Annotated in this window: 20 protein-coding genes and 1 pseudogene; 8 read left to right on the top strand and 13 right to left on the bottom strand. The window is 67.8% G+C overall.

The genetic code is table 11. The annotated features are described in order from the left end of the window. Positions 1-34: 34 nt before the first annotated feature. A complete protein-coding gene (locus KXC42_RS18670; RefSeq protein WP_257605860.1) occupies positions 35-712 on the bottom strand; it encodes a metalloregulator ArsR/SmtB family transcription factor in 678 nt (225 codons plus the stop codon). Positions 713-891: 179 nt separating this feature from the next. On the opposite strand from KXC42_RS18670, the gene KXC42_RS18665 reads away from it, so the two are divergent. The 4 genes from KXC42_RS18665 (at position 892) to KXC42_RS18650 (ending at position 4,669) form a co-directional block, all read left to right on the top strand. Beyond that, the gene (locus tag KXC42_RS18665; protein WP_064062060.1) at positions 892-1,704 is read left to right on the top strand and encodes a methyltransferase domain-containing protein; all 813 of its coding nucleotides are present in this window, start codon (positions 892-894) and stop codon (positions 1,702-1,704) included. Beyond that, positions 1,704-2,036: a hypothetical protein gene (locus KXC42_RS18660; protein ID WP_006553595.1), complete on the top strand. Its 333-nt coding sequence runs from the start codon at positions 1,704-1,706 to the stop codon at positions 2,034-2,036. Before KXC42_RS18665 ends, KXC42_RS18660 begins: the two co-directional genes overlap by 1 nt. A gap of 68 nt (positions 2,037-2,104) precedes the next feature. Further along, on the top strand, positions 2,105-3,202 hold the full coding sequence (locus tag KXC42_RS18655; RefSeq protein WP_219129361.1) for a ferredoxin reductase: 1,098 nt from the start codon (positions 2,105-2,107) through the stop codon (positions 3,200-3,202). 30 nt (positions 3,203-3,232) lie between these two features. After that, positions 3,233-4,669: an acyl-CoA desaturase gene (locus KXC42_RS18650; protein WP_064062056.1), complete on the top strand. Its 1,437-nt coding sequence runs from the start codon at positions 3,233-3,235 to the stop codon at positions 4,667-4,669. Positions 4,670-4,700: 31 nt separating this feature from the next. On the opposite strand, the gene atzF is transcribed toward KXC42_RS18650, so the two are convergent. From atzF to urtA, 9 genes are all read right to left on the bottom strand, one after another. Continuing rightward, positions 4,701-6,455: an allophanate hydrolase gene (atzF, locus tag KXC42_RS18645; protein WP_257605858.1), complete on the bottom strand. Its 1,755-nt coding sequence runs from the start codon at positions 6,453-6,455 to the stop codon at positions 4,701-4,703. Next, complete coding sequence (uca, locus tag KXC42_RS18640) at positions 6,455-10,096, bottom strand: urea carboxylase (RefSeq protein ID WP_052227293.1); 3,642 nt, start codon at positions 10,094-10,096, stop codon at positions 6,455-6,457. The genes atzF and uca overlap by 1 nt, the downstream gene beginning before the upstream one ends. A gap of 101 nt (positions 10,097-10,197) precedes the next feature. Then, positions 10,198-10,728, bottom strand: coding sequence for a carboxymuconolactone decarboxylase family protein (locus tag KXC42_RS18635; RefSeq protein ID WP_039585650.1), 531 nt, complete (start codon positions 10,726-10,728; stop codon positions 10,198-10,200). 54 nt (positions 10,729-10,782) lie between these two features. Next, positions 10,783-11,469 (bottom strand): GntR family transcriptional regulator, encoded by a 687-nt coding sequence (locus tag KXC42_RS18630; RefSeq protein WP_039585441.1) that lies wholly within the window; start codon positions 11,467-11,469, stop codon positions 10,783-10,785. Next, the gene (gene urtE / locus KXC42_RS18625) at positions 11,469-12,161 is read right to left on the bottom strand and encodes an urea ABC transporter ATP-binding subunit UrtE (RefSeq protein ID WP_039585648.1); all 693 of its coding nucleotides are present in this window, start codon (positions 12,159-12,161) and stop codon (positions 11,469-11,471) included. The genes KXC42_RS18630 and urtE overlap by 1 nt, the downstream gene beginning before the upstream one ends. Then, positions 12,161-12,943, bottom strand: coding sequence for an urea ABC transporter ATP-binding protein UrtD (gene urtD / locus KXC42_RS18620; RefSeq protein ID WP_219129360.1), 783 nt, complete (start codon positions 12,941-12,943; stop codon positions 12,161-12,163). The genes urtE and urtD overlap by 1 nt, the downstream gene beginning before the upstream one ends. After that, positions 12,940-14,076 carry an urea ABC transporter permease subunit UrtC gene (gene urtC / locus KXC42_RS18615; RefSeq protein ID WP_071935562.1) on the bottom strand — a complete coding sequence of 379 codons (1,137 nt, stop codon included), beginning with the start codon at positions 14,074-14,076 and terminating at the stop codon, positions 12,940-12,942. Before urtC ends, urtD begins: the two co-directional genes overlap by 4 nt. After that, on the bottom strand, positions 14,076-14,960 hold the full coding sequence (gene urtB / locus KXC42_RS18610) for an urea ABC transporter permease subunit UrtB (protein WP_006553586.1): 885 nt from the start codon (positions 14,958-14,960) through the stop codon (positions 14,076-14,078). The genes urtC and urtB overlap by 1 nt, the downstream gene beginning before the upstream one ends. A 26-nt stretch (positions 14,961-14,986) precedes the next feature. After that, the gene (gene urtA, locus KXC42_RS18605; protein ID WP_219129359.1) at positions 14,987-16,261 is read right to left on the bottom strand and encodes an urea ABC transporter substrate-binding protein; all 1,275 of its coding nucleotides are present in this window, start codon (positions 16,259-16,261) and stop codon (positions 14,987-14,989) included. Between the two features lie 377 nt (positions 16,262-16,638). On the opposite strand from urtA, the pseudogene KXC42_RS18600 reads away from it, so the two are divergent. After that, positions 16,639-17,486, top strand: a pseudogene (locus KXC42_RS18600) (hypothetical protein). Positions 17,487-17,553: 67 nt separating this feature from the next. On the opposite strand, the gene KXC42_RS18595 reads toward KXC42_RS18600, so the two are convergent. From KXC42_RS18595 to KXC42_RS18585, 3 genes are read right to left on the bottom strand one after another with little or no spacing between them, the layout of a single operon-like run. Then, positions 17,554-17,955, bottom strand: a complete 402-nt coding sequence (locus KXC42_RS18595; RefSeq protein WP_024101771.1) for a PPOX class F420-dependent oxidoreductase — start codon at positions 17,953-17,955, stop codon at positions 17,554-17,556. A 19-nt stretch (positions 17,956-17,974) separates the two neighbouring features. Continuing rightward, positions 17,975-19,387, bottom strand: a complete 1,413-nt coding sequence (ramB, locus tag KXC42_RS18590; protein WP_006553582.1) for an acetate metabolism transcriptional regulator RamB — start codon at positions 19,385-19,387, stop codon at positions 17,975-17,977. 53 nt (positions 19,388-19,440) lie between these two features. Further along, the gene (locus KXC42_RS18585) at positions 19,441-20,586 is read right to left on the bottom strand and encodes a globin domain-containing protein (protein WP_006553581.1); all 1,146 of its coding nucleotides are present in this window, start codon (positions 20,584-20,586) and stop codon (positions 19,441-19,443) included. Positions 20,587-21,120: 534 nt separating this feature from the next. Between KXC42_RS18585 and aceA the strand changes: the two genes are divergently transcribed. The 3 genes from aceA (at position 21,121) to metE (ending at position 25,881) form a co-directional block, all read left to right on the top strand. Beyond that, a complete protein-coding gene (gene aceA, locus KXC42_RS18580; protein WP_006553580.1) occupies positions 21,121-22,410 on the top strand; it encodes an isocitrate lyase in 1,290 nt (429 codons plus the stop codon). 168 nt (positions 22,411-22,578) lie between these two features. Next, on the top strand, positions 22,579-23,475 hold the full coding sequence (locus KXC42_RS18575) for a 3-hydroxybutyryl-CoA dehydrogenase (protein WP_019291147.1): 897 nt from the start codon (positions 22,579-22,581) through the stop codon (positions 23,473-23,475). Positions 23,476-23,580: 105 nt separating this feature from the next. Beyond that, the gene (gene metE / locus KXC42_RS18570) at positions 23,581-25,881 is read left to right on the top strand and encodes a 5-methyltetrahydropteroyltriglutamate--homocysteine S-methyltransferase (RefSeq protein ID WP_219129358.1); all 2,301 of its coding nucleotides are present in this window, start codon (positions 23,581-23,583) and stop codon (positions 25,879-25,881) included. The last annotated feature ends 24 nt before the right edge of the window (positions 25,882-25,905 follow it).

Genomic DNA, 25,905 nt, shown 5'->3' with positions numbered 1-25,905 from the left:
CCGTGTGGGCGGATCCCCGCTCGGATGTACCGGCTCAGCCCGTGACGACTCGACCGTCGTCGCGGGCTGACGTCGTTCCGCCCTTCTCCGGGCGCAGCACCAGCTGCACGAGACAGTTACCGTCCTGCGGGTCGGGCCGGACGTCGACGGCGTAGCGGCTGCGCAGCAGGTCGGCGTGGTCGTCGAGGACACGCTGGATCAATCCGCGTTGGATGCCGCGCATCACTTCGGGATTCGTGCGGGCGATCTCCGCGAGCGGGCACGTGCACAACGTGAGGCTGTGGGTGCCGAAGGCGTTCGTCGCGCTCTGCGTCTCGAAACCCAACTGCTGCAGGGCGTCGATGACGAGCGTGCCGGCGTCGACGGTCGGCGCGGGTGCGAGGGCGAGCATGCCCGCCCAGTCCGAGCCCACCTCGAACGCCTTGTCCTCGCGCTCGGTGGGGGTGCCCCCGATCCGCGCGGCGAGCAGCGCGACGAGATCGGTGTAGGACGGTTCCTTCACCGCGACGTAGCCGAGGCGCGGGCGCCCGACCCGCTCGATCGGAAGTTGCCGGGTGCGGACGAGACCTTCCTCCCCGAGGCCCGCGAGATGGAAGCGGACGGTCGTGACGTGCAGGTCGAGCGTGGCGGCGAGATGATGGGCGTCGACCGGGCCCGAGGACTCCCGCAACAGGCCGAGAATCCGCTCGCGTTGCTTCACCCGCCGTGCCAAGTCCGCTCTCCCGTCGCGCCCGCGGTGACTCTCAGGTGAGGGTCACCTTATTAAAAGGAGGAAAATCCTCTATAGTCGGCGCCATGGAGGCGACAACCGACGCACCGTCCACGTTACGACCGGTCCGGAGAGCCTCGGAACCGTAGCCACCCTTGCCCTCGCGAGAAGGAGTGCAGAACATGGCGGACAAGCGCGCATCGGAAGACGCTCTCCCCCTTGCGGGTAGGGACACCGCCCACCTGCCGGGACACTGGCTGCTCGCCCGCCTGGGCAAGCGTGTGCTGCGGCCCGGCGGTAAGGAACTGACGGCACGCGTGCTCGCCGACGCGAGGTTGCGTGGCGCGGACGTCGTCGAGTTCGCGCCCGGCCTCGGCCGGACGGCGCAGGAGATCCTCGCGTACTCGCCCGGCAGCTACACCGGAGTCGAATCCGACGAGACGGCAGCCGAACTGACGCGCAAGGCCATCGCCGGCGGAGGCAGTGTGGTCAGCGGCGAGGCGTCGAAGACCGGACTCGACGACGAGGTCGCCGACGTCGTGGTCGGCGAGGCGATGCTGACCATGCAGACCGACAGGCACAAGGCGGAGATCGTGCAGGAGGCCCGCCGGGTGCTCCGTGTGGGCGGCCGGTACGCCATCCACGAACTCGCGATCGAACCCGACGAGGTCGATGACGAGGTCAAGACCGAGATCCGCACGTCGCTCGCGCGCTCGATCAAGGTCAACGCCCGCCCGCTCACCGCGGCGGAATGGCGGACCCTGTTCGAGGAGAACGGATTCGAGGTCGAGAAGATCGGCTTCGCTCCCATGGCGCTGCTCGAACCCAAGCGCATCCTCGCCGACGAGGGCCTGCCCGGCACCCTGAAGTTCGTTCGCAACGTCCTTCGCGACTCCGACGCCCGCAGCCGGGTGCTTCAGATGCGGTCGACGTTCACAAAGTACAAGAAGCATCTGGTCGCGATCGAGATCGTCGCCACGAAGAAGGAAGCGTGATGAGTACACAGCAGGTCGAGGGCAAGCTCACCCGTATCGAGGGGCTCGCGGAGCTCAACGCGGGCGAGGGGAGCGGGCCACGCATCGAGAAGCTCGCGGCGGTCACCGGTGCCACCGTGGTACGTCTGTCCTTCGTCGCCGGGCAGACGATGGACGACCACAAGGCCGGCGCTCCGATCCTCGTGCAGGCCGTCACCGGCGACATCTCGTTCAGCACCGCCGACGAGACCGTGTCGCTCGTACCGGGTACCGCCGTCCACGTCGACGCCGGCATCGTGCACCGCCTCGTCGCGAACGCCGATTCCGTGGTGCAGCTGACGATCCTGCGCTGAGCTGTCACCGATCCCACATCGGCGACGAATGTGCATGTGAGGTGTGCGCGCCCGCGTAGTGTTGCGCCATGGCGGAACGCGGCGCTCGCCCACACGTGCACCCGGTTCGGAGATGGTTGCTGCGCACGGTGCGGCACCTGTTCACACCTCTGCGGCCCGACGACTATCTCGAGATGATCAACCCGCTCTGGACGACCCGCGAACTGCGCGGCCGTGTGGAGCGGGTCGTCCCCGAGGGCGGCGACGCCGCATCGGTGCTCATCCGCCCGGCCTACGAGTGGCGCGGTCACGAGCCGGGCCAGTACGTGCGGCTCGGGGTGGTCATCGACGGGGTCTACCACTGGCGCGCGTACTCGCTCACCTCCGACCCCGATCCGGTCGACGGGCTCATCAGCATCACACCCAAACTCGTCGAGAATGGCGTGGTCTCGCCGTACCTGGTCCGCAAACTCGACCCCGGCGACATCGTCCGCCTCGGTGAGGTCGAGGGCGTGTTCACCCTGCCCGACCCGCTGCCCGCGAAGATGCTGTTCATCAGCGCGGGCAGCGGGATCACCCCGATCATGAGCATGCTGCGCAGCCTCGACCACCGCGACCGCATCGACGACGTCGTCGTCGTGCATTCCGCCCACACCGAGGACGAGGTGATCTTCGGCTCGACCCTGCGCGACCTCGACGAGCGGCATCCCGGAATGCGTCTCGAGCTGTGGCTCAGCGGCGACCGCGGCCGCATCACCCCCGGCGATCTCGGCGATCTGTGCCCCGACTGGCGCGAACGCGACGCTTTCTGCTCGGGCCCGCGCGACCTGCTCGACGCCCTCGAAGAACACTGGGACGAACACGGTGATCCCGAAAGATTCCACCTCGAACGTTTCCAGCCGATCATCGGTGGGAATGCCGGGAGCGGCGAGGGCGGCACCATCCACTTCCTCGACAGCGAGAAAGAGGTGGAGTGCGACGGGGGAACACCCATCCTGGTCGCAGGCGAGAACGCCGGCCTGAAGTTGCCATACGGCTGCCGTATCGGCATCTGCCACACGTGCGTCGGAACGCTGAAATCCGGGCAACTCCGGGACCTGCGGACCGACGAGGTGAGCGAGCCCACCGGGGCTGCGGTGCGTACCTGTATCCACACCGCGGAGGGTGACATCGAAATAGAACTGTGAAGCAACCGGCTTCGAAGCAGGGGGCGCGTCGTGACGAGAAGCATCGACAGGACCGACACCGGGACACGGGAACCACAGAGTCCGCTCGCGCATCTGAGCGACGACGATCTCGAGCAGATCGCCAAGGAGTTCGACGCCATCCACGACGAGGTGTACTCGAGTCTCGGCGACAAGGACCGGCAGTACATCAAGAACGTCATCGCCACGCAACGGCAGTTGGTCGTCGCGGGGCGGTTACTGCTCTTCGCGTCGTCGTACAAGCCCGCCTGGGTGGCCGGGACAGCCTGTCTCGGAGTGGCGAAGATCCTCGAGAACATGGAGATCGGCCACAACGTCATGCACGGCCAGTGGGACTGGATGAACGATCCGGACATCCACTCGTCGGTGTGGGACTGGGACACCGCCTCCACCGCGGAGGCGTGGAAGCACTCGCACAACTACATCCACCACACGTTCACGAACATCCGCGGCCTCGACAAGGATCTCGGCTACGAGATCATGCGGATCGACCCGCACCAGAAGTGGCACCCCGTCTACCTGGCGCAACCTCTCTACAACGCGCTGCTCACCGTGCTCTTCGAATGGGGTGTGGCGCTGCACGACCTCGACCTCGAGGCGTTGTGGGCCGGCGAGAAGTCGACCGGTCAGGTGATCGAGGAGCTGAAGGGCATCTTCGGCAAGGCCCGCGCGCAGTTCGTCAAGGACTACGTCGGCTGGCCGCTGGTGAGCGCCGCGCTGTTCGGTCTCGCGCAGGTCGCGCTGCAGGGCCGGTTGCCCCAGCCGAAGACCTCGCGTCTGGGCCGGCGACTGCGGTCGATGAGCAAGGGACCGATGGGCAAGGGCCGGTCCGGAAAGTTTCGTACCGCAGCCCATCTCGCCGACCGGTATCTGCCCGGTGTCGAGAAGACCTTCCTCGCGACGGTTCTCGCCGACATCACGGCCAACATCATTCGCAACGTGTGGGCGCACGCGATCATCTTCTGCGGGCACTTCCCGGACCAGACCTATACCTTCTCGAAGAAGGAGGTCGAGAACGAGTCGCGTGGAGGGTGGTACGTGCGGCAGCTCGTCGGCGCCGCGAACATCGAAGGCACCCCGCTGTTCCACATCCTCAGCGGCAATCTCGGCTACCAGGTGGAGCATCACCTGTTCCCCGACATGCCGAGCACCCGTTACGCGGAGGTCGCGCCGAAGGTCAAGGACATCTGCGAGCGTTACGAACTGCCCTACAACTCGGGCCGATTGGGCAAGCAGTGGTTCATGGTGCACCGCACCATCGCCCGGCTCGCCTTCCCGGGCGGCAAGCCCCGTCCGAAGCCCGGACCGTATCGTCGTTCGCAGGATCCCACCGGCGGTCCCGTTCCCAGCGAGGCCGCACGGTTCCGCGACCGTCTGCCGGCCGACCATCCCGACGCCGGACCGGAACACGCCGGTGGCGGTGTGAAGGTCGATCCGCCGCCCCGCTGACCGGTTCGTCCGGTGCACTCCGGAGCCGGGGTCAGGACGCCCGGTAGGCCTTCCAGCCGCCGAACTCGGTGATGTCCACCGCGTCGGCGGCTGCGTCCTGGGTGCACCCGAAACCGACGACCCACCGCCCGTCCGCCAGTTCGACGCTCGTCAACGTCATCGGGGCGGGCAGCGCAGCGAGGAACCGGCCCAGTCCGGCCTCCGACAACCGGAACAGTTCACCGACGATCGCGGCGCCCTCGCCCGGTGCGTGACGCACCAGTCCCGGCTTCGGCGGCGTCGTGTTCAGTGCGGCGAGACGGTACGCGTCGGAGGTGTGCACCTCCTCGACGAAGCGCGCCCCGAGTTCCTCGAGCTGGAAGTGCAGCGGCTGACCGCGCAGGTGTGCTCCGAAGACCGCGAGTTCGACGCCGGATTCGACGACGCGCGGTGCATCCACACCGTTCAGCGCGGCCGCGACGTCCACCGCCACCTGGTCGCCGAAAGCCGGGACCACGACCATGACCCCGAACGGCTCACCGGCCGCCGTGGGCGCGCCGGGCACCGCCACCGCTGCCATGTCCAGCAGGTTGCAGAAGTTCGTGTAGGTGCCCATCCGCCGATTGATCGCGATCGGATCGGCCTGCACCGCGGCGATCGTCGGGTGTTCCGTCGTCGTCGGGAGCAGCAACCCGTCGAACCCGGCCAGCAGTTCAGCGGCGAACGCCTTCACGTGGGTGAGCGTGTCGATGTCCTCGACGAGTTCGTAGGCGGCGGGCTTCTTCGCCCCGGCGACGATCGCGGCGACGGTGGGATCGGCGCCCTCCGGTGCCGTCGACAGGAACTCGCCGACGGCCGCGTAGCGCTGGGCCACGACGGCACCGTCGTACAGGAGCAGGGCTGCGTCGAGCAGCGGTGAGATATCCACTTCCGCGATCTCGATGCCGGACTCGCGCGCCGCGGCCACCGTGCGGGTGAAGGCGTCACGGTACTCCTCGCACAGCGCCTCGAGATCCTCGGCGCGCGGCACCGCGACGCGCAGGGTGTTCGGCGCGGCGAGTCGTACATCCGCGGGCCAGGTCCTGCTGCGCGGGTCGCGGGGTTCGGGTCCGGCCATGATCCGGACGGCGGTCGCCGCCAGGTCGAGCGACGTCGCGAAGACCGTGAGGCAGTCGTAGTCGACGCAGGCCGGGACCACACCGTGCGCCGGGATCACTCCGAGAGTGGCCTTGATGCCGACGATTCCGTGCAGCGCGGCCGGAACACGTCCCGAACCGGCCGTGTCGGTGCCCAGCCCGATGTCGGCGATACCGAGCGCCACCGCGGCCGCCGAACCCGAACTGGAACCGCCCGAGACCTTCTCGGGATCCCACGCGCACCGCACCGCCCCGTGGGGGCTCCGGGTGCCGACGAGACCGGTGGCGAACTGGTCGAGATTGGTCTTGCCCAGCACGACGGCGCCGGCGGCAACCAGACGATCGACACCCGAAGCTGTTTCCTCCGGGACGTACGCGAACTCCGGACACGCCGCGGTGGTGGGGATTCCCGCGACGTCCACGTTGTCCTTGACCGCCACGACCAGACCGGCGAGCGGAAGCGACTCACCGGCGGCGACCCGCGCGTCCACGGCGGCCGCGTCGGCGAGGAGATCGTCGGCGCTGCGCAACGCGATCCACACCTCGGGTCGATCCACCTCGTCGATGCGGCCCAGTGCGGCGCAAACGCGATCGGTAGCGGACACCCTCACCGAGGGGGCGGGCGTCGCGAATCCGACACCCGGGTTGTCGAGGGTACTGCCGATGCTCATCAGACTGCTCCGATCACGAGAAGGGGGGTCCCGGGTGCAACCTTCGTGCCCGGGATCACGAGAACTTTCAGGACCGTGCCGGTGGTCTCCGACGGCACGGGCATCTCGAGCTTCATCGCCTCGAGGATCACCGCAGTGTCCCCGGCAGTGACGGTGTCGCCCTCGGCGACCTCCACGCGCCAGACGTTGCCGACCATCGGTGCCTCGACGACGACGGCACCGGTCGGCATCCCGTCGAGGGGATCACCGACGGCGGATATCTCGATCGGCTCGCTGTCGACGCGGTCGAACTCTCCGGCATCACGCCACGCCCGCTTCTCCGCGTCGAACGTGCGGGCCTGTGCGGCGTGGAAGGCGTCGATGGAGTCGGCGTTGTCCTCGAGGAAACGCAGGTGGTCGTCGAGAGCGAAGGTGCCGTCGGAGATGTCGGCGTCGAACCGGCCCGCCTTCGCCGCGGCCCGGTGTTCGAGCAACTGATCGGGCGTCACCGGTTCCCAGACGATGCGGTCGAAGAACCGGAACAGCCACGGCTTGTCCTCCTCGAACGGCCCCGTCTGCCGGTAGCCCGACCAGATGGGGATCGTCCGTCCGACCAGCTGGTATCCGCCGGGCGATTCCATGCCGTAGACGCACAGGTACTTGCCGCCGATGCCCACTGCGTCGGACGGCGTCCACGTGCGGGCCGGGTTGTACTTCGTCGTGACCAGCCGGTGCCGCGGATCGAGCGGAACGGCCAGGGGCGCACCGAGATAGACGTCACCGAGACCGAGGACGAGATATTCGGCGTCGAAGACGGTGTCGCGGACCTGCTCGATCGAGTCGAGACCGTTGATGCGCCGGATGAACTCGGTGTTCGACGGCAGCCAGGGCGCCTCGTCGCGCACCCCGCTGCGGTAGCGCGAGATGGCGTCGGCGATGGACGGGTCGTCGAACGACAGTGGCAGGCGGACGGTGCGGCTCGGCACCACCAGATCGCGCGTCGCGGGCAGTTCCGTCTCGAGATCCTGCAGCACCCCGAGCAGGCGGTACTGCGGCAGCACATCGGGATCGAAGTGGATGTGCAGCGAGCGCACACCCGGCGTGACGTCGACGATGCCGGGTAGATGCGTGGCGGCCAGTGCCTCCGACAATGCGTGCACCCGCATGCGCAGGCCGAGATCGAGCACCATCTCGCCGTACTCGACGAGGATGTTGTCGTCGCCACCGCGCAGATACACGACCTCGGGGTGGTCCAAGAACGGCTCGATGCGACCGAGGCGCCCACCGTCGGGTGCGCTCTGCCGGGCGACCGGCGGGAGGTCGGCGCCGCGGGCCGCACTGTTGCGCAGTTCGACGGCCCCTTCGTCGGTGACCGGCACGAACCGCAGCGAGTCGCCGGGGCGGATCTGGCCGAGCTTCCAGCGATGACCGGAGACCACCGTGAGCGGGCACGCGAAACCGCCGAGGCTCGGACCGTCCGGGCCGAGCAGGATCGGAGTGTCGCCGGAGACGTTGAGTGCGCCGACGCTGTACGGATTGTCGTGCAGGTTCGACGGATGCAGGCCGGCGTCGCCGCCGTCGGTGCGCGACCAGGTGGGCTTCGGGCCGTCGAGCCGGATGCCGGTGCGGTTGGCGTGCGTCTGCACCGTCCACGTCGCGTCGTAGAACTGCTGCAGGTCGTCGGCGGTGAAGTAGCCGGGGGCCGGTTGCGGGCCCTCGGTCACCGCGAGATGCCAGGTGTGCCCGAGGATGGGGCGGATCGCGGTGGGGACCGGCGCCGGATCGGTGAGCGCCTCGCCGGACGCGAGGCCGAGCACGTCGCCGGTCGCGAGCGCCCTGCCGGTCGGCCCACCGAAGCCGCCGAGCGTGAACGTCGATGCGCTGCCGTGATAGAGCGGCACGTCGAGTCCGCCGCGGACCGCGACATAGGTGCGCAGACCGGCGTCGACGGGGGCGGCGACTTCGAGAACGGAGCCGGCCGGGACCTCGACGGGCTCCCACATCGGCACCGGCACACCGTCGACGGTGACCTCGGCGGGGGCGCCCGTGACACACACGATCGTCGGATCGGAGAACTCGAGGCGCGGGCCGAGCAGGGTACATTCGAGACCGGGTGCGCCCTCGGGGTTGCCGACGGCGACGTTCGCGGCGCGGAAGGAGAGATCGTCCATCGGGCCGGACGGCGGAATCCCGACCTCCCACAGTCCGATCCGCCCCGGGAAGTCCTGGACGGTCGTCATCGTGCCGGCGCGCAGCACGTCGATGCGACGTCCGGCAGGGGGGATGTCCGCCAGCGTCGTGGTGACATGCTCCGCGTCGAGAACCGTTGCCTCGGAGCAGATCCTGCGCAACTTCGACAGGTTCGTCTGCACGCCGTGGATCCGGGTGTCGTCGAGTGCCTCCGCCAACCCGGCGAATGCTGTGCGCCGCGACTCGCCGCGCACGATCACCTTCGCGAGCATCGGGTCGTAGAAGGTGCCGACCTCGGTGCCCGTGTCCACCCACGTCTCGATACGGGTGTGGGCGGGGAACTCGACGTGGGTGAGCAGACCCGCGCTCGGCCGGTGGTCGCGTCCCGGATCCTCCGCGTACACGCGGGCTTCCACGGCGTGCCCGGTGAGCTCGGGTCCGGAATCGGGCAGGCCGCCCAGCATGCTGTCGTCGCCGCGCGCGAGACGCAGCATCCACTCGACGAGGTCGACGCCCGTGACCTCCTCGGTGACCGGATGCTCGACCTGCAGTCGGGTGTTCATCTCGAGGAAGGACACCTCGCCGCGGTCGACGTCGTAGACGAACTCGACCGTGCCCGCCGATCGGTACCGCACCGACGACGCGAGAGCGCGTGAACACGAGAGCATCTGCTCGACGATGTGGTCGGGGAGGTTCGGCGCGGGCGCTTCCTCGACGACCTTCTGGTTCCGGCGCTGCAACGAACAGTCGCGGGTGCCGAGGCTGATCGTCCGGCCGTGCCCGTCGCCGAAGACCTGCACCTCCACGTGCCGGGCGCGGGGGACGAACCGTTCGAGGAAGACACCGGAGGACGAGAAGTTCGCCGTGGCGAGACGGATGACGCGTTCGTACGCCCCACGCAGGTCGTCGGCGCTGTGGCAGGCCTGCATCCCGATACCGCCGCCCCCGCCGACGGCCTTGAGCATCACGGGATAGCCGATGTCCTCGGCCGCGGCGAGCGCGTCGTCGAGCGAATCGAGCAGGCCGCTACCGGGGACGAGGGGCGCGCCCACCGCGCGGGCGGCCTCACGGGCGGTGTGCTTGTCGCCGAAGACGCGCAACTGGTCGGGGGTCGGCCCGACGAAGGCGATTCCCGCACCTTCGCAGGCAGCGGCGAATTCGGCGTTCTCCGAGAGGAATCCGTAACCGGGATGGATCGCTCCCGCACCGGTGGCCAGGGCCGCCTCGACGACGAGATCGGCCCGCAGGTAGGACTCGGCTGCGGGAGCCGGGCCGAGCCGGACCGCGAGGTCGGCGAGTTCGACATGTGCGGCCGCTGCGTCGGCGTCCGAGTAGACCGCAACAGTCTTCAGACCCAGCTTGTGCGCGGACCGCATGATGCGGCACGCGATCTCACCGCGGTTGGCGACCAGCAGGGTGTCGAAGGCGAAGGTCGAGGGGACCGACGCTTCTGTATACGTCTTTGTGGACATGGCTGTATACGCTATGGACCAGCAATGACGCCGCTGTGACGTTGTGTAACAGCCTTGTTAGGGATCGCGCCGCCGGCCGGATGCCGGCCGGTGCGGACGGATCAGAAGTCGCGTTCGATCCGCAGCACCCCGATGGTCGTGGCGAGAGCGTCGTACTGCGTGACCAGCAGGCAGAACTCGATGAGCCTGCGGTCGTCGTAGAACTGCGTGAGCGACGCCCACGTCTCGTCGGACAGATTCTTCGTCGCCACGAGTTCGTCGACGGCGAGGAGAAGTGCGCGATGCCTCGCCTGCCAGCCGGGAGCATCGGGTCCGGCGACGATACGCTCGCGCACCTCGTCGGTGATCCCGGCACGGCGGCCCAGGCGGGTGTGGTGGTCGAATTCGTAACCGCACTCGCGCAGATGCGCGACGCGCAGGATGACCATCTCCGATTCGAACCGGCCGAGACGGCCGAACGGCATGAGCATGCCGGCGTAGTGCAACCACCCGCGGAACAGTCGTCCGGTGCGGCCGAGGGTGCTGAACAGGTGGGCATCAGAGGTGCCGCCGGCGGCGGACAGGGCCTTCCATGTCACCCAGTTGATCGGGCCGAGTTCCTTGAAACGTCCGGGCGGGATGCGGGGTGTCATGAGCGCCAGTGTGCCGCACCGGACCCCTCCGGTCACGTGACACGACCGGAAGTGTCAGTCTCGGACGGCGCGGGCCATCCGGGCGAAGGCGCGTGCCTCCTCGGCCCGGCGCACGACCACCGATCGCGAAGTGTCGATGTGAGCGAGCAGCAGGTCGTGGGCGTCGTCGAGCTTGTCGGCGAGGACCAGCTCGGCGACCTCGATGTGCTCGTCGACGGTCGCGACGATGCGGTCGGGGGTCAGATAGTCGAACATCCGCACCGGGCGCACCTTCGCGTTCACCGAGGCCAGCGCGTCGCACAGCGCACGGTTGCCGGAAGCGGCGAGCAGCGTCATGTGGAAGCGCTCGTCGAGCGTGACGAAACCGGCGTCGGGCTCGGGCGGCTCCTCGCGGATCTCGTACCAGCGGTCGAGTTCGGGACCGAGGACGTCGGGATCGTGCCGCACCGACTCGCCGTCGAGCGCGCGGCGGATCCCGCGCAGCTCCAGCGTGGTCCGCAGCTCGTACAGGTCGGCGAGGTCGTCGAAGCGCGGACGGTAGGGGTACAGCCCCTGGTCGCGGCGTTCGACGAGTCCGTCGGAGACCAATCGGGCGAGGGCCTCGCGCACCGGCGTGCGCGATACCCCGTACTGCTCGGCGAGGCGTTCTTCACTGAGTCGTTCGTCGGGGGAGGGTGTCCCGGACATCAGGCGATCGCGCAGGGCCTTGTAGACCCTCTCGCGCCGTGTGTCGGCGGCCATCAGATCGCCATCGCCGCACGGACGGTGGAGGCGGCGTCGACACCACCGTCACCCGTCGAGGTGATGCGCCCGGATTCGAGGACGTAGTAGTGCAGGGCATTGTCGAGGGCGAAACCGATGTGCTGTTCGACGAGCAGCACCCCGAGGTCGCCGCTGCGGCCGAGTTCGACGATGGTGTTCTCGATCTCGGCGACCACCGACGGCTGGATGCCCTCGGTGGGCTCGTCGAGGATGAGCATGCGCGGCTCGGTGATCAGGGCGCGGGCGATGGCGAGCTGCTGGCGCTGACCACCGGAGAGCAGGCCGGCCCGCCGGTCCAGCAGCGGGACGAGGGCGGGGAACAGATCGAGCATGTCGGCGACGAGTGCGCGGCCGTTGCGGCGGGTGTCCGCGACGACCTGCAGGTTCTCGCGGCAGGTGAGCTGACCGAAGGACTGCTGCCCCTGGGGGACGTAGGCCAGACCGCGGGCGACCCGCGCAGATGGTCGCAGCGAGGTGATGTCGTCACCGTCGAAGAGGATCTTTCCCTTGGTGACGGGCAGCAGGCCGACGGCGGCACGCAGCAGTGTGGTCTTGCCGGCACCGTTGTGGCCCATGACCGCGACGGTCTTGCCGGTCGGCACGGTCAGGGAGATGCCGTGCAGGATCTCGGTGCGACCGTAACCGGCGCGGACGTCGACGAGTTCGAGCATCATGCCTCCTGGGGAGCGGTGGCGGTCCCGAGGTAGACCTGCTGGACCTGCGGGTCGTTCTGGACCTGGTCGACGGTGCCGTCGGCGATGACCTTGCCGCGGGCGAGGACGGTGACGGAGGTGGCGAAGGCGCGCATGAAGTCCATGTCGTGCTCGACGACGACCACCGTGCGCTGCGCGCCGATGCGGCGCAGCAGCTGCCCGGTCTCCTCGCGTTCGTCGCCGCTCATTCCGGCGACGGGTTCGTCGAGGAGCAGCACGTCGGCGTTCTGCACGAGCAGCATGCCGATCTCGAGCCACTGCTTCTGCCCGTGGGCGAGGATGCCCGCGGGGGTGTCGCGGTGGGCGGTCAGGCCGATCGTCTCGAGTGTTTCCTCGATCTCGGGCAGAACGTTGTTGCGGCGGCGCAGCAACTGCCACGGGGAGCGGCTCGCGCCGGCGGCGATGTCGAGGTTCTGCAGGACCGACAGTTCCTCGAAGACCGAGGCGGTCTGGAAGGTGCGGCCGACACCGAGGCGCGCGATCTTGTGGGTCTTCTTGCCGAGCAGTTCGACGCCGGATTTGGTGATCGAGCCGGTCGCTGGGACCAGGCCGGTGACGGCGTCGACGAGGGTGGTCTTGCCGGCGCCGTTGGGGCCGATGAGGAACCGCAGGTCGCCTTGGAGGAGGGTGAGGTCGACGCCGTCGACGGCGGTGAAGCCGTCGAAGGTGACACGCAGGTCGCGGATCTCGAGGTAGTCGCTGCTCATTCCGGCGTTGCCGCCGTAGACGGGTTTGCTCATCGCACGGGCTCCATCTCGGGAAGGTCGGCGGGCTCGGGTTCGGTCGGGGGTGTGGGTTCGGTCGGGGTGGTGCGGCGGCGCCGGCGGAGCAGGGTGATGACTCCGGCGAGGCCGGCGGGGAAGAAGCCGACGACGACGATGAACAGCAGGCCCTGCGCGTAGGTCCAGGCCGACGGGAAGTTCTCCGACAGGGTGGTCTGTGCCCATGCCACGCCCACCGCGCCGAGGACCGGGCCGAGCAGGGTGGTGCGTCCGCCGATGGCGACACCGATGAGGAACGCAATCGACGGGACGATGCCGACGTCGGCGGGGGAGATGATGCCGACGATGGGCACGAACATCGCCCCGGCGATGCCGGCGAAGAAGGCCGCGACGGTGTAGGCGGCCACCTTGATCAGGGCGGGGTCGTAGCCCAGGAAGCGGACCCGCTCCTCCTGGTCGCGCACGGCGACGAGCAGTTCGCCGTAGCGGGACTGCATGAGCTGGCGGGTCGCGGCGACGACGAGCAGCAGGATCGCGGCGACGATGAAGAACAGCATCCGCTTGTTGACCGGATCGGACAGGTCGTAGCCGAAGAAGGTGCGGAAACGGTTGAGGCCGTTGGATCCTCCGGTGGACTGCTGGCCGATGAGCAGGATCGCGAAGGCGGCGGCCAGTGCCTGGGAGAGGATGGCGAAGTAGGCGCCCTTGACGCGGCGGGCGAACACACCGAAGCCGAGCAGGGCGGCGAGCAGGGCCGGCACGATCAGGATCGCCAGCAGCGTGACGGCGGGGGAGGCGAACGGGGTCCAGTAGGCGGGTAGTTCCCGGATGCCCGCGATCTGCATGAAGTCCGGGACGGTGTCGCCGCGGAGCTGCGCGTCGGAGATCTTCAGGTGCATGGCCATGATGTAGGCGCCGAGGCCGAAGAAGACACCCTGGCCGAGGGTGAGCATGCCACCGCGGCCCCAGGCCAGGCCGATGCCGACGGCGACGATCGCGAAGCACAGGAACTTGCCGAGCAGGCCGAGCCGGAAATCGGAGAGGACGGCGGGGGCGAGACCGAACAGGACGATCGCGGCGATCGCGAATCCGCCTGCTGTGCGTACGGGTCCGGGTCGGGTGAAGGTGCGGGTCGAGAAGGTCGCGGGCATCAGACCAGGCTCCTCGTCTTGACGGCGAACAGGCCCTGCGGACGGACCTGCAGGAAGATCACGATGAGCACGAACACGATGACCTTCGCGATCGACGCGGTCGTGGAGTACTCGATGAACGAATTGAGCAGGCCCAGTGCGACGGCCGCGAGCACGGCGCCCTCGATGCGGCCGAGACCGCCGATGACGACCACGAGGAAGGCGTCGATGAGGTACGACTGGCCGATGGTCGGGCTGGTCGAGCCGATGAGTGTCAGGGCCACACCGGCGAGGCCGGCCAGGCCCGAGCCGAGGAAGAAGGTCGTGATGTCGGTGCGGCGCGACGAGATGCCCACCGTCTCGGCGAGATCGCGGTTCTGCACCACGGCCCGGATCCGTCGTCCCATCGGGGTGTACTTCATCGACGCGATCAGGGCGACCACGCAGACCACGGCGAGGGCGAGGATGAACAGGCGGGTCTTCGGGACCACCGCCCCGAAGATCTCCACACCACCGGAGAGCCAGGACGGTGCGACGACGTTGACGGCGGGGGCGCCGAAGATGTCGCGGGCGGCCTGCTGCAGCAGCAGGCCCACACCGAAGGTCACCAGCAGGGTGTCGAGCGGGCGGTGGTACATGCGGCGGATGAGGGTGACCTCGAGGATCACACCCATCACGCCGCCCACCAGGAAGCCGACGAGCAGGGAGACGAACAGGGACATCCCGGCCGAGGAGATCACCTGCTGCACGACGAAGGCGGTGTAGCTGCCGGCCATGATGAATTCGCCGTGGGCCATGTTGATCACGCCCATCTGGCCGAACGTCAGCGACAGCCCCAGTGCTGCCAGCAACAGGATCGATCCGATACTCAATCCTGTGAAGAGCTGTCCTACAAGGACATCCATGTCGTCTCCCTCTTCGGCTTCCGTGCTCAGTTACCGGACAGGCCCGACGCCCAGTCGTAGGACTCGAGGTACGGGTCGGGCTCGATGGCGCCGTCGGACTCCCAGACGGTGTAGATCAGGCCGTCGCCGCGGATCTCACCGATGCGAGCGGTCTTGGTGATGTGGTGGTTGTCGCCGTCGATGGTGACGGTGCCCTCGGGGGCGTCGAAGGTCACGCCGTCGGCGGCTTCGATGACGTCGTCGACCTCGAAGGACTCGGCCTTCTCGACGGTGTTCTTCCACAGGTAGACCGAGGTGTAGGCGGCCTCCATGGGATCGGAGGTCGGCTTGTTGGCACCGTACTTCGCCTTGTACGCCTCGACGAAGGACGCGTTCTGGGGGGAGTCGACGGTCTGGTAGTAGTTCCACGCGGTGAGCTGGCCCTCGATGTTCTGCGCACCGATGCCGCCCACCTCCTCCTCGGCGATGGACACCGACACGACCGGCATGTCCTTCGCGTCGAGGCCGGCGTTGGTGTACTCGCGGAAGAACGCGACGTTGGAGTCGCCGTTGAGGGTGTTGAACACCGCGTCGGCGTCGGCGGTGCGCACCTTGTTGACGATGGTGGAGAAGTCGGTGGAGCCGAGCGGGGTGTAGTCCTCGCCCTTGATCTCGATGCCGTTGGCCTCGGCGTACGCCTTGATGATGCGGTTGGCGGTCTGCGGGAAGACGTAGTCGCTACCGACGAGGTAGAGCGACTTCACGCCCTGTTCCTTCAGGTAGTCCAATGCGGGCACGATCTGCTGGTTGGTGGTCGCGCCGGTGTAGAAGATGTTCGACGACGACTCGAGGCCCTCGTACTGGACGGGGTAGTACAGCAGCGCGTTGCGGTCCTCGAAGACCGGCAGCATCGCCTTGCGGCTCGACGACGTCCAACCGCCGAACACCGCTGCAACGCAGTCGGATCCGATGAGCTTCTCGGCCTTCTCCGCGAACACCGTCGGCTCGGATGCGCCGTCCTCGGAGACGATCTCGATCTGCTTGCCGAGCACACCGCCGTCGGCGTTGATCTCCTCGACGGCCAGCGCGATCGAGTCGCGGACGGTGACCTCGGAGATGGCCATCGTGCCCGACAGGGAGTTGAGCGAGCCGACCTTGACGGTGTCGCCCGAGGTGTCGACGCACGACGCAGCACCGGAGGCGGCCGTGCTGCCCTCGTCACCCGCGCGGCTTCCGCAGGCGGACAGCACGAGTCCGACTGCGACGAGTGCTGCGGGGGCCGCGATGGCGCGGGTGGCGAGCCTGGACCTGACAACAGACATGTAGAGCCCTTCCTTCGAAGGTGTGGCCGGAGAAGACCCCGGTGTATCCGGGAGGCGTATACAGCGCTGTATCCGTGAGGCCACACAGTAGAAGGGAGTTGTTGCGCGGGAATATCTTCCGGTCACGGTCTCGTGACACAGATTTCGCGTGTGTTACAAAGTGCGCACAAGCATCCGCTACGACCTTCGCGATCCGCTACGGCAGTCGCTGCGGCGGATGGCTGACGGTGTAGCGAACTGTTTGTCCACAGGGGGCGGGATCATCCACAGGCGACGCGAATACCGATGTTCGCACCGCTTCTGTACCACGACGATCGGGCACGGTGGTCCGCATGCGACCGACGCCTTTCCTGCGGACCACCGCTCTCGCTTCCGGGATGACCGACTCCGAGATCCGTCGTGCGGTACGCGCCGGTGAACTCGAGCGACTCGAACCCGGCGTCTACCTCCACCGCGACGACGCCCTCGACGAACTCGATCGCTATCGCGTGCGCGTGCGATCCGTCGGGGCGGTGCTCGCGCCGGGTACGGTGATCAGCCACGAGTCCGCCGCCGTCCTGCACGGGCTCGCCCTGTGGAAGCCGGACCTCACGCGGGTCCACGTCACCCGCGACAGGTCGGGTGGGGGACGCAGGACCGCAAGTCGCCACCTGCACGTCGCACCACTTCCCGCAGACGAGCGATCGGAGGTGGACGGCGTTCCCTGCACCTCGCTCGCCCGGACCGTCGTGGATCTCGCCTGCACACTCGACTTCGACGAAGCCGTGATCGCGGGTGATTGCGCTGCGGCACGCGATGCGGAGTTCGGCTCCGCGTTGCTCTGTTGTCTCGACGAGTCCGGGCCGCGTAGGGGTATCGCCGCGGCGCGACGCGTGGCTGCATTTCTCGACGGTCGCAGCGAGAGTCCGGGAGAATCGCTGAGTCGCATCCGGATGCATCAGGCCGGCATGCCCGCACCGACGCTCCAGAAGGAGATACGAACACCCGACGGGCAGTTCGTCGCCCGGGTCGACTTCCTCTGGGAGACGAAGGAGTCGTCGGTGAGTTCGACGGGATGGGCAAGTACGACGAGGGAGGCGTCGAGGCCCTACGGAACGAGAAGCGACGGGAGGACGCCCTGCGCGACCTCGGCTTCGAAGTGGTCAGGTGGACGTGGCCCGAACTGTCCCGGTTCGACGTCGTCCTCGCTCGCTTCGACCGTGCCGTCGCCCGTGCGTGGCGGTAACCGCTACCGTCCCAGCTATGTGCCGCATCTGCTTCCGCTGCGGATGGCAAACAAGCGAGCGGATGCGTCAGATGGGGTCGAGGACCGAGCCCATCACGCGCTCGACTGCGATCTCGATGACGACGCGGCGGGGGTTGGGGCGGGGTTCGCGGTAGCGGGCGGCGTAGCGACGCTCGCCCTCGCGGACGTCGGCCGGCTCGCGCGTAACGCGGGCCGGGCCCTCGAGGGTGAGCCAGCGACCGCCGTCGACCTGGCTCACCACCGCGTAACCCCCGCGCTCGACGTTGAGGGTCTTCTGGGAGCCCTCGAAGGTGATGACGCGGGCGAGGCCGGCCTCGCCGTCCCACGTGAACCCGACGGCGACGACGTGCGGCGAGCCGTCCTTGCGGAGGGTCGTGAGCGTCGCGAGGTGGTACTCGGACAGGAACTCGAGTGCCTTCGCGCCTATCGAGTCGGGGGTGCGTGCCATGCGACGAGCCTACCGACGCTCAGCGCACCAGATACGGCGAGACCGACGAGCGGTGCTCGTTGATGTCGATCTCCTTGCCCAGGGGAGGGAAGGCGCGCTGCGGGCAGTTCATCCGCTCGCACACGCGGCAACCCGAGCCGATCGGCGTGCCGGGATTGGACTCGTCGAGGTCGAGACCGTCGGCATAGACGAGGCGATGCGCGTGCCGCAGTTCGCAGCCGAGACCGATCGCGAACGTCTTCGACGGCTGGCCGTAACGCGCGGCGCGACGCTCGACCGTGCGCGCGACCCACAGATAGCGACGACCGTCGGGCATCTGCGCGATCTGCGTCATGATCTTGCCGGGATAGGCGAAGGTCTCGTATACGTTCCACAACGGGCACGTGCCACCGCTGGTGGAGAAGTGGAAACCGGTGGCGGACTGACGCTTCGACATGTTGCCCGCGCGGTCGACGCGCACGAACGAGAACGGGACGCCCCGCAGCTTCGGACGTTGGAGTGTCGACAGCCGGTGCGCGATCGTCTCGTAGCTGACGCCGTAGAAGGCCGACAGGCGTTCGACGTCGTAGCGGAAGTCCTCTGCGATCTCGTGGAACTGCGTGTACGGCAGGATCAGTGCGGCCGCCCAGTAGTTGGCGAGCCCGAGCCGGGCCAGCGCGCGTGAGGCATCGCTCGTGAACGAACCCTCCGCGACGAGGCGGTCGATGAGCTCTCCACACTCCAGGTACGCGAGTTCGATGGCCAGCTTGAAGACCTGCTGCCCGCCGGACAGCTGCGGCGCGACCTCCAGGACACGGGTCTCGGGGTCGTAGCGGTGAAGGATGTTCTCGCCGAGGTCGATGCGCTTGACGATCTGCACATCGTGGACCGTGGTCATGCGGCGAGCGATCTCGCCCCCCACGTCGCCGCGGTGGAACCGGATGCGGTTGGCCAGCTCCTCGGCCGCGGTGTCGAGATCGTGCAGGTAGTTCTGCCGCTGGTAGAAGTAGTCGCGGACCTCCTCGTGGGGCATGGTGATCGCACCGCTGCCGCTGCCGTCGCTGTACCTCTCCTCGGTCGCGACGGCGAGCTGCGCGGTGGTGTTGCGGAAGCGCCGGTGGAGATTGACCATCGCGCGCGCCAGAGTGGGGTGGGCTGCGACCATCTCGGCGATCTCCTGGGCGTCGGCCTCGATGCCCATCTCCCGGTCGAGCGCGACCTCCCGCATCTCCGCGATCAGACGGGTGTCGTCCTGCGAGGAGAAGAAGGTGGCGTCGACCCCGAAGACCTCGCTGATCCGGAGCAGGACGGGCACCGTCAGCGGCCTGACGTCGTGCTCGATCTGGTTGAGATAACTCGCCGAGATCTCGAGGGTCTTGGCGAGCGCGGCCTGGCTGAGTCCTCGCTCGGTGCGTAGCTGCCGCAGCCGGGCGCCTACATAGGTCTTGGCCATTCGCCCAGGGTAGAACTGCCTCGCAGCCTTCGCAAGGCAGCGTTCGCAGCGTGTTAATCGACAGATACCGGTGGGGCCTCGAGGCCGAACCACGAGCCCGGCGCGAACGCCTCGAAGTGAATCGACCCGGGGGATACCCCCGACGCGACGAGATCCGAGCGGATGGCACGCATGAACGTGATCGGACCGCACACATAGGTGCGGGCATCGCCCGGAATCGTCAGCCCGGACAGTGGAGTTCGTCCGTCGCTGCGAATCTCGTCGTACTCGGTGTAGCGCACGTGCAGCCGGGCGTCCGGCAACGAGTCGACCAGGATGGCGAGTTCGGTCCGGTGCGGTTGCTCGTAGGGGGTGCGGTCGACGTGGACGACGTCGACGCTCCGGCCGTCGCCCCGGGACTGCATGTCGCGCAGCGCCGCGATCGTCATCGTCACGCCCACGCCCGCCGAGGCGAGCAGCAACGGTTCGCTGCCCCTGTCGACGACGACGCTGCCGAACGGCGGCGACACGAGGAGGTGATCGTCGACGCCCAGGCCGTCGCACAGCACGGGGGAGACGAGTCCGCCCGGCACGCGCTTGACGGTGACGGCCCACTCGCCGCTCGTCCTGCCCGGGAAGACGGTGTACTGGCGGATCTGCTCGGAGCCGTCCGGCAGCGCGACCCGCACCGAGATGTACTGGCCGGGAAGGAAGGCCGGCAGCGGCCGACCGTCGACGGAGCGGAGGTGGAAGGTGGCCGCGTGCGCGCCGTCGTACTCGTGTTCGGTGACGACAACCCGACGCCAGATGTCACCGGGGGTCACACCGGCCCGCCGGTACAGCTCCGTCTCCTGCTCGACGAGCGAGTTCGCCATCAGCGTGTACACCTCGTGCCAGGCCACGGCGACCTGCGGTGTGATGGCGTCGCCGAGCACCTCGGCGATCGCGGCGAACAGGTGGGTCCGCACGATCCCGTAGTGCGCGGCCTGTACACCGAGGGACGCATGTTTGGCGGCGATCCGCTCCATGATCGGGTCGATGTCGGTCGGTGCGTGGGTGACCAGCAGTGATGCGAAAGCGGCGACCGAGTCGGCGAGCGCCCGTTGCTGGGCCCCGTTGGCCTGGTTGGTGCGGTTGAAGGTGTCCCGCAGGGACGGGACGGCCCGGAAGAGCCGGTTGTAGAAGACACGTGAGATCGTGCCGATCTCGGCGCCGACCACCGGCAGGGTCGCTTCGACGATCGATCGCGACGTACTCGAGAGAATGTCGACTCCTCGTGTTCGGGGGCTGTTCGGCCGGGGCCCTGAGACACGAAGGCACTACGATGCACCGGCCCCGATCCGACCCGAGACATGTTACGGATGGGATTCCAGGGGTCAATGGGGATCACAAACCACGATCACCGTTTGTGAAGGCAGTCACAGGCAGGTGTCCGATCCGTCCCGAGGTGGGGGAGTCGGCGGGACGAGGCGTCCCGGCGGTGTGGGCCGGACGGCAGCGGCAAAAGCCGAGGTAGTTACTACTCGCGGGTAATAAACCCGTGCCCGATTCGGGTAGTTGGACCGACCATCGATTGGCAATCTTCGCAATGGCTGCGACGAAAATAGCCGAGATTGGCATTAGCAACAGGTAGACGGGCTTTTTGGACTGTGTCATTGTCGTTCTTGTACATCCGAACGGCACGCAAAGGATGTGAAGTCGTACACGCGTACTGCTTCATCCCGAGCGGGGCAGATCTAGAGAGTGGAGATTTGATGTCGACCACCGGCACCCCGAGGACTGCAGAAGAGATCCAGAAGGATTGGGACACCAATCCGCGCTGGAAGGGGATCACCCGCAACTACACCGCCGAGCAGGTCGCCAAGCTGCAGGGCAACGTCGTCGAGGAAGCCACCCTCGCTCGCCGCGGTTCCGAGATCCTGTGGGACCTCGTCAACAACGAGGACTACATCAACTCGCTCGGCGCCCTCACCGGTAATCAGGCGGTCCAGCAGGTCCGCGCCGGCCTGAAGGCCATCTACCTCTCCGGTTGGCAGGTCGCCGGCGACGCCAACCTGTCCGGCCACACCTACCCGGACCAGTCGCTGTACCCGGCGAACTCGGTTCCGCAGGTCGTCCGCCGTATCAACAACGCGCTGCTGCGCGCCGACGAGATCGCCAAGGTCGAGGGCGACACTTCCGTCGACAACTGGCTCGCTCCGATCGTCGCCGACGGTGAGGCCGGCTTCGGTGGCGCCCTCAACGTCTACGAGCTGCAGAAGGCCATGATCGCGGCCGGCGTCGCCGGTTCCCACTGGGAGGACCAGCTCGCGTCGGAGAAGAAGTGCGGTCACCTCGGTGGCAAGGTGCTCATCCCCACGCAGCAGCACATCCGCACCCTGACCTCGGCTCGCCTCGCGGCCGACGTCGCGGACGTCCCGACCGTGGTCATCGCCCGCACCGACGCCGAGGCCGCGACCCTCATCACCTCCGATGTCGACGAGCGTGACCGCCCGTTCATCACCGGTGAGCGCACCGCCGAGGGCTTCTACCACGTCAAGAACGGCATCGAGCCCTGCATCGCCCGTGCGAAGGCCTACGCTCCGTACTCCGACCTCATCTGGATGGAGACCGGTGTTCCGGACCTCGAGGTCGCCAAGAAGTTCGCCGAGGGCGTCCGCAGCGAGTTCCCGGACCAGCTGCTGGCCTACAACTGCTCGCCGTCCTTCAACTGGAAGGCTCACCTGGACGACGCGACCATCGCGAAATTCCAGAAGGAGCTCGGCGCGATGGGCTTCAAGTTCCAGTTCATCACCCTCGCCGGCTTCCACTCGCTCAACTACGGCATGTTCGACCTGGCGCACGGCTACGCCCGCGAGGGCATGACGGCCTTCGTCGACCTGCAGGAGCGCGAGTTCAAGGCGGCCAAGGAGCGCGGCTTCACCGCCATCAAGCACCAGCGTGAGGTCGGTGCCGGTTACTTCGACACCATCGCCACCACCGTCGATCCCAACACCTCCACGGCTGCCCTGAAGGGCTCCACCGAGGAAGGCCAGTTCCACTAGGAACCAGCGCCACCCCGAGGTCCACCACCCCGCGGCGGGATCCACAGGTCCCCATGTCCTGCCGCGGGGTGCGTGCGTATCCGGAGCAGTTCGAAACGCGCGCACCCGACGGGTCCTCGCTTGTACTTCCGGCCTCGGCCACGACCCCCACAACGAGAAGGAGCTGACGTGACCAGCGAAAAGATTCAGCGCGTCGGCGTGATCGGCGCCGGCATCATGGGCGCAGGTATCGCCGAGGTGTGCGCACGCGCTCATGTCGACGTACTGGTGTTCGAGCAGACCCGCGAACTCGCGGCTGCCGGACGTGCCCGGATCCTCCGGTCGCTGGACCGGGGCGTGAGCAGCGGAAAGATCACCGAACGGGAGCGTGAGCAGGCCGCATGGCGTCTGCGCTTCACCTCCGATCTCGGTGACTTCGCCGATCGGCAGCTCGTGGTGGAGGCCGTCGTCGAGGACGAGAAGGTCAAGAGCGAGATCCTCGCGGAGCTCGACAAGATCGTCACCGATCCCAACGCGGTGCTCGCCTCGAACACCTCGTCGATCCCGATCATGAAGCTCGGTATCGCGACCGGTGCGCCCGAGCGTGTCATCGGCATGCACTTCTTCAACCCTGTTCCGGTGCTCCCGCTCGTCGAGCTCGTCACCACCCTGAAGACCAGCCCCACCGTCGCCGAGCGCGCCGAGGCGTTCGCAGCCGACGTACTGGGCAAGCAGGTCGTGCGGTCCTCCGACCGTGCAGGTTTCATCGCCAACGCACTGCTGGTGCCGTACCTGCTCTCGGCGATCCGGATGGTCGAGTCCGGCTTCGCCACCAAGGAGGACATCGACAAGACGATGGTCCTGGGTTGCGCCCACCCGATGGGTCCGCTCGCCCTGACCGACCTGGTCGGTCTGGACACCGTCAAGTCGATCGCCGACTCCATGTACGAGGAGTTCAAAGAGCCCCTGTACTCGGCCCCGCCGCTGCTGCAACGCATGGTCGAGGCGGGACTCGTCGGCAAGAAGTCGGGCGCCGGCTTCTACGAGTACGCCGACAACGGTCGCACGGTCAAGAAGGCCGGCTAGCCAGGTAGCACCACCGCACACGGCGCCCGTGCCCGGCGACAGTGTTCCGAACACTGGTCACCGGTGCACGGGCGCGACGTGCATGAGGGAAAGGTCGACGCCGACATGGCAACTCTCGCCGACGGATACGGATCGAGCATCCTCGGGTACCCGCGCATCGGGCCCCGCCGCGAGCTCAAGTTCGCCCTCGAGGCCTACTGGCACGGTGAGGGCACGCGCGACGAACTTGTCGCGGTCGCTCGCGAGCTCCAGGAGAACACCTGGCGCGAGCTCGCAGCCACGGGTCTGACCCAGGTACCCGGCAACACGTTCTCCTACTACGATCACGTCCTGGACAACGCGCTGTTGTTCGGCGCGCTGCCCGAGCGGTTCCGTCCACTGGCCGATGAGCTCGACCCGCTCGATCTGTACTTCACGCTGTGCCGTGGCCGCGAGGACTTCCCGCCGCTCGAGCTGGTGCGATGGTTCGGCAGCAACTACCACTACCGCCAGCCCGAACTCGACGAGAACACCGTCTTCGAGCTGAATTCGGCGGCCGTACTCGACGAGTTCGAGCGTGCGAAGGCCGAGGGTATCGAGCTGCGGCCGGTGGTGCTCGGCCCGGTCTCGCTGCTGCTGCTGTCGAAGATCGCACCGACGTCGACGAAGGAGGGTTTCCGCACCCTCGACCTGCTCGACGCGCTGCTCCCCGAATACGAGAAGCTCTTCGAGCAGCTCGCCCGTGCCGGTGCCACCTGCGTGCAGCTCGACGAGCCGTCGTTCACCGAGGACCGCAGCGAGGAGGAGCTCGCAGCCCTCGCGCGTACCTACGACGCGCTCTCGCACGCTCCGCTGCGTCCGCGTCTGCTCGTGACCGGCCCGTACGGGCATCTCGGTGAGGCACTGCCGATCCTGGCCGCGTCGAAGATCGAGGCGATCGGCCTGGACCTGGTCAACGGCCGCATGAGCGCGGACGAACTGGCCGCAGTGCCCGGACTCAAGCGCAAGCGCATCTACGCCGGTGTCGTCGACGGCCGCAACGTGTGGAAGGTCGACCGCCACCGCACCCTCGACTACCTGAAGTCGCTCGCCGCGGTCGCACCGGATCTCGTCGTGTCGACCTCGTCCTCGCTGCTGCACGTGCCCTACGACCTGCTCGTCGAGTACGACATCCCCGGCGACGTCGCCGACCGTCTCGCGTTCGCGAAGCAGAAGGTGGGGGAGGTGGTCTCCCTTGCCAAGGCGCTCACGACCGGAGCCGAGGAGCGGTGGCGCAAGCCGCCCGTGTCGGTGCACTTCAAGCAGAAGCATACCGTCCGTGCACGTCTGAACGCGGTCACGCCCGCCCATCGGGTGCGCGCGCCGTACGAGGAGCGCCGCGCCGCGCAGCAGAAGCGACTGGATCTGCCGCCGGTGCCGGTGACAACCCTGGGGTCGTTCCCGCAGACCGCGGAGATCCGCAGGGCACGAGCGGAACTCGGTCGTGGCCGGATGTCGTACGGCGAGTACGTCAAGCGGATCCAGGAGGAGATCGAGTCCACCATCCGTCTGCAGGAGGACATCGGTCTCGACGTCCTCGCCCACGGCGAGCACGAACGCAACGACATGGTGCAGTACTTCGCCGAGCTGATGGAGGGCTTTGCCACCACGCACTTCGGCTGGGTGCAGGCCTACGGTTCGCGCTGCACGCGTCCGCCGATCCTCTACGGCGACATCGTGCGGCCGAAGCCGATGACGGTCGAGTGGATCTCGTTCGCGCAGTCGCTGACCGACAAGCCGGTCAAGGGCATGCTCACCGGTCCGGTGACGATGCTGGCGCGTTCCTACGTGCGTCAGGATCAGCCGCTCCACGAGACGGCCGACCAGCTCGCGCTGGCCATCCGCGACGAGATCGCCGATCTCGAGCGGGCGGGCATCGCGATCATCCAGGTCGACGAACCGGCCATCCGGGAACTGTTGCCGCTGCGGCAGGACGGGCGCTCCGAGTACCTCGACTGGGCCGTCGACGCCTTCCGTCTCGCCACCGGTGGCGCGCAGCCGGAGACGCAGATCCACACGCACCTGACCTATTCGGGTCAGGTGTCGGTGGTCGACGCGATCGAGCGGCTCGACGCCGACGTCACGGCGATCGTGGCGACACGCTCGATCCGCTGGGTGCTCGAGGCGATCAAGGACCGCGCGCTGTCCCACGGTGTCGGTCCCGGTGTCTACGAGTCCCGCTCGGCCCGGATCCCGGACATCGACGAGCTCGACGAGTTGCTCAGCGAGGCGGCGGAATCGGTGGAACTCGACCGCTTGTGGGCCAATCCGGACGGTGGTCTCAAGACCCGTCACCACTGGCAGCTCGAGCCGTCGCTGCGCAACCTCGTCGCTGCGGCGCGACGACTGCGCCGCCGGGCGACACACCGGTCCGAACAGGCCGGATAGTCGAACCGTCTCCACGACGTGCAC

The sequence above is a fragment of the Rhodococcus sp. LW-XY12 genome, assembly GCF_019317345.1.
In the GTDB taxonomy this organism is placed as follows: Bacteria; Actinomycetota; Actinomycetes; order Mycobacteriales; family Mycobacteriaceae; genus Rhodococcus; species Rhodococcus pyridinivorans.
This window is presented reverse-complemented; position numbering and strand designations above follow the sequence as displayed.

Coding starts and splice junctions, on each gene's coding strand:
- KXC42_RS18665 (WP_064062060.1), top strand. CDS start 892: ATGGCGGACAAGCGCGCATCGGAAGACGCTCTCCCCCTTGCGGGTAGG.
- KXC42_RS18660 (WP_006553595.1), top strand. CDS start 1,704: ATGAGTACACAGCAGGTCGAGGGCAAGCTCACCCGTATCGAGGGGCTC.
- KXC42_RS18655 (WP_219129361.1), top strand. CDS start 2,105: ATGGCGGAACGCGGCGCTCGCCCACACGTGCACCCGGTTCGGAGATGG.
- atzF (WP_257605858.1), bottom strand. CDS start 6,455: ATGAGCATCGGCAGTACCCTCGACAACCCGGGTGTCGGATTCGCGACG.
- uca (WP_052227293.1), bottom strand. CDS start 10,096: ATGTCCACAAAGACGTATACAGAAGCGTCGGTCCCCTCGACCTTCGCC.
- KXC42_RS18635 (WP_039585650.1), bottom strand. CDS start 10,728: ATGACACCCCGCATCCCGCCCGGACGTTTCAAGGAACTCGGCCCGATC.
- KXC42_RS18630 (WP_039585441.1), bottom strand. CDS start 11,469: ATGGCCGCCGACACACGGCGCGAGAGGGTCTACAAGGCCCTGCGCGAT.
- urtE (WP_039585648.1), bottom strand. CDS start 12,161: ATGCTCGAACTCGTCGACGTCCGCGCCGGTTACGGTCGCACCGAGATC.
- urtD (WP_219129360.1), bottom strand. CDS start 12,943: ATGAGCAAACCCGTCTACGGCGGCAACGCCGGAATGAGCAGCGACTAC.
- urtC (WP_071935562.1), bottom strand. CDS start 14,076: ATGCCCGCGACCTTCTCGACCCGCACCTTCACCCGACCCGGACCCGTA.
- urtB (WP_006553586.1), bottom strand. CDS start 14,960: ATGGATGTCCTTGTAGGACAGCTCTTCACAGGATTGAGTATCGGATCG.
- urtA (WP_219129359.1), bottom strand. CDS start 16,261: ATGTCTGTTGTCAGGTCCAGGCTCGCCACCCGCGCCATCGCGGCCCCC.
- KXC42_RS18595 (WP_024101771.1), bottom strand. CDS start 17,955: ATGGCACGCACCCCCGACTCGATAGGCGCGAAGGCACTCGAGTTCCTG.
- ramB (WP_006553582.1), bottom strand. CDS start 19,387: ATGGCCAAGACCTATGTAGGCGCCCGGCTGCGGCAGCTACGCACCGAG.
- aceA (WP_006553580.1), top strand. CDS start 21,121: ATGTCGACCACCGGCACCCCGAGGACTGCAGAAGAGATCCAGAAGGAT.
- metE (WP_219129358.1), top strand. CDS start 23,581: ATGGCAACTCTCGCCGACGGATACGGATCGAGCATCCTCGGGTACCCG.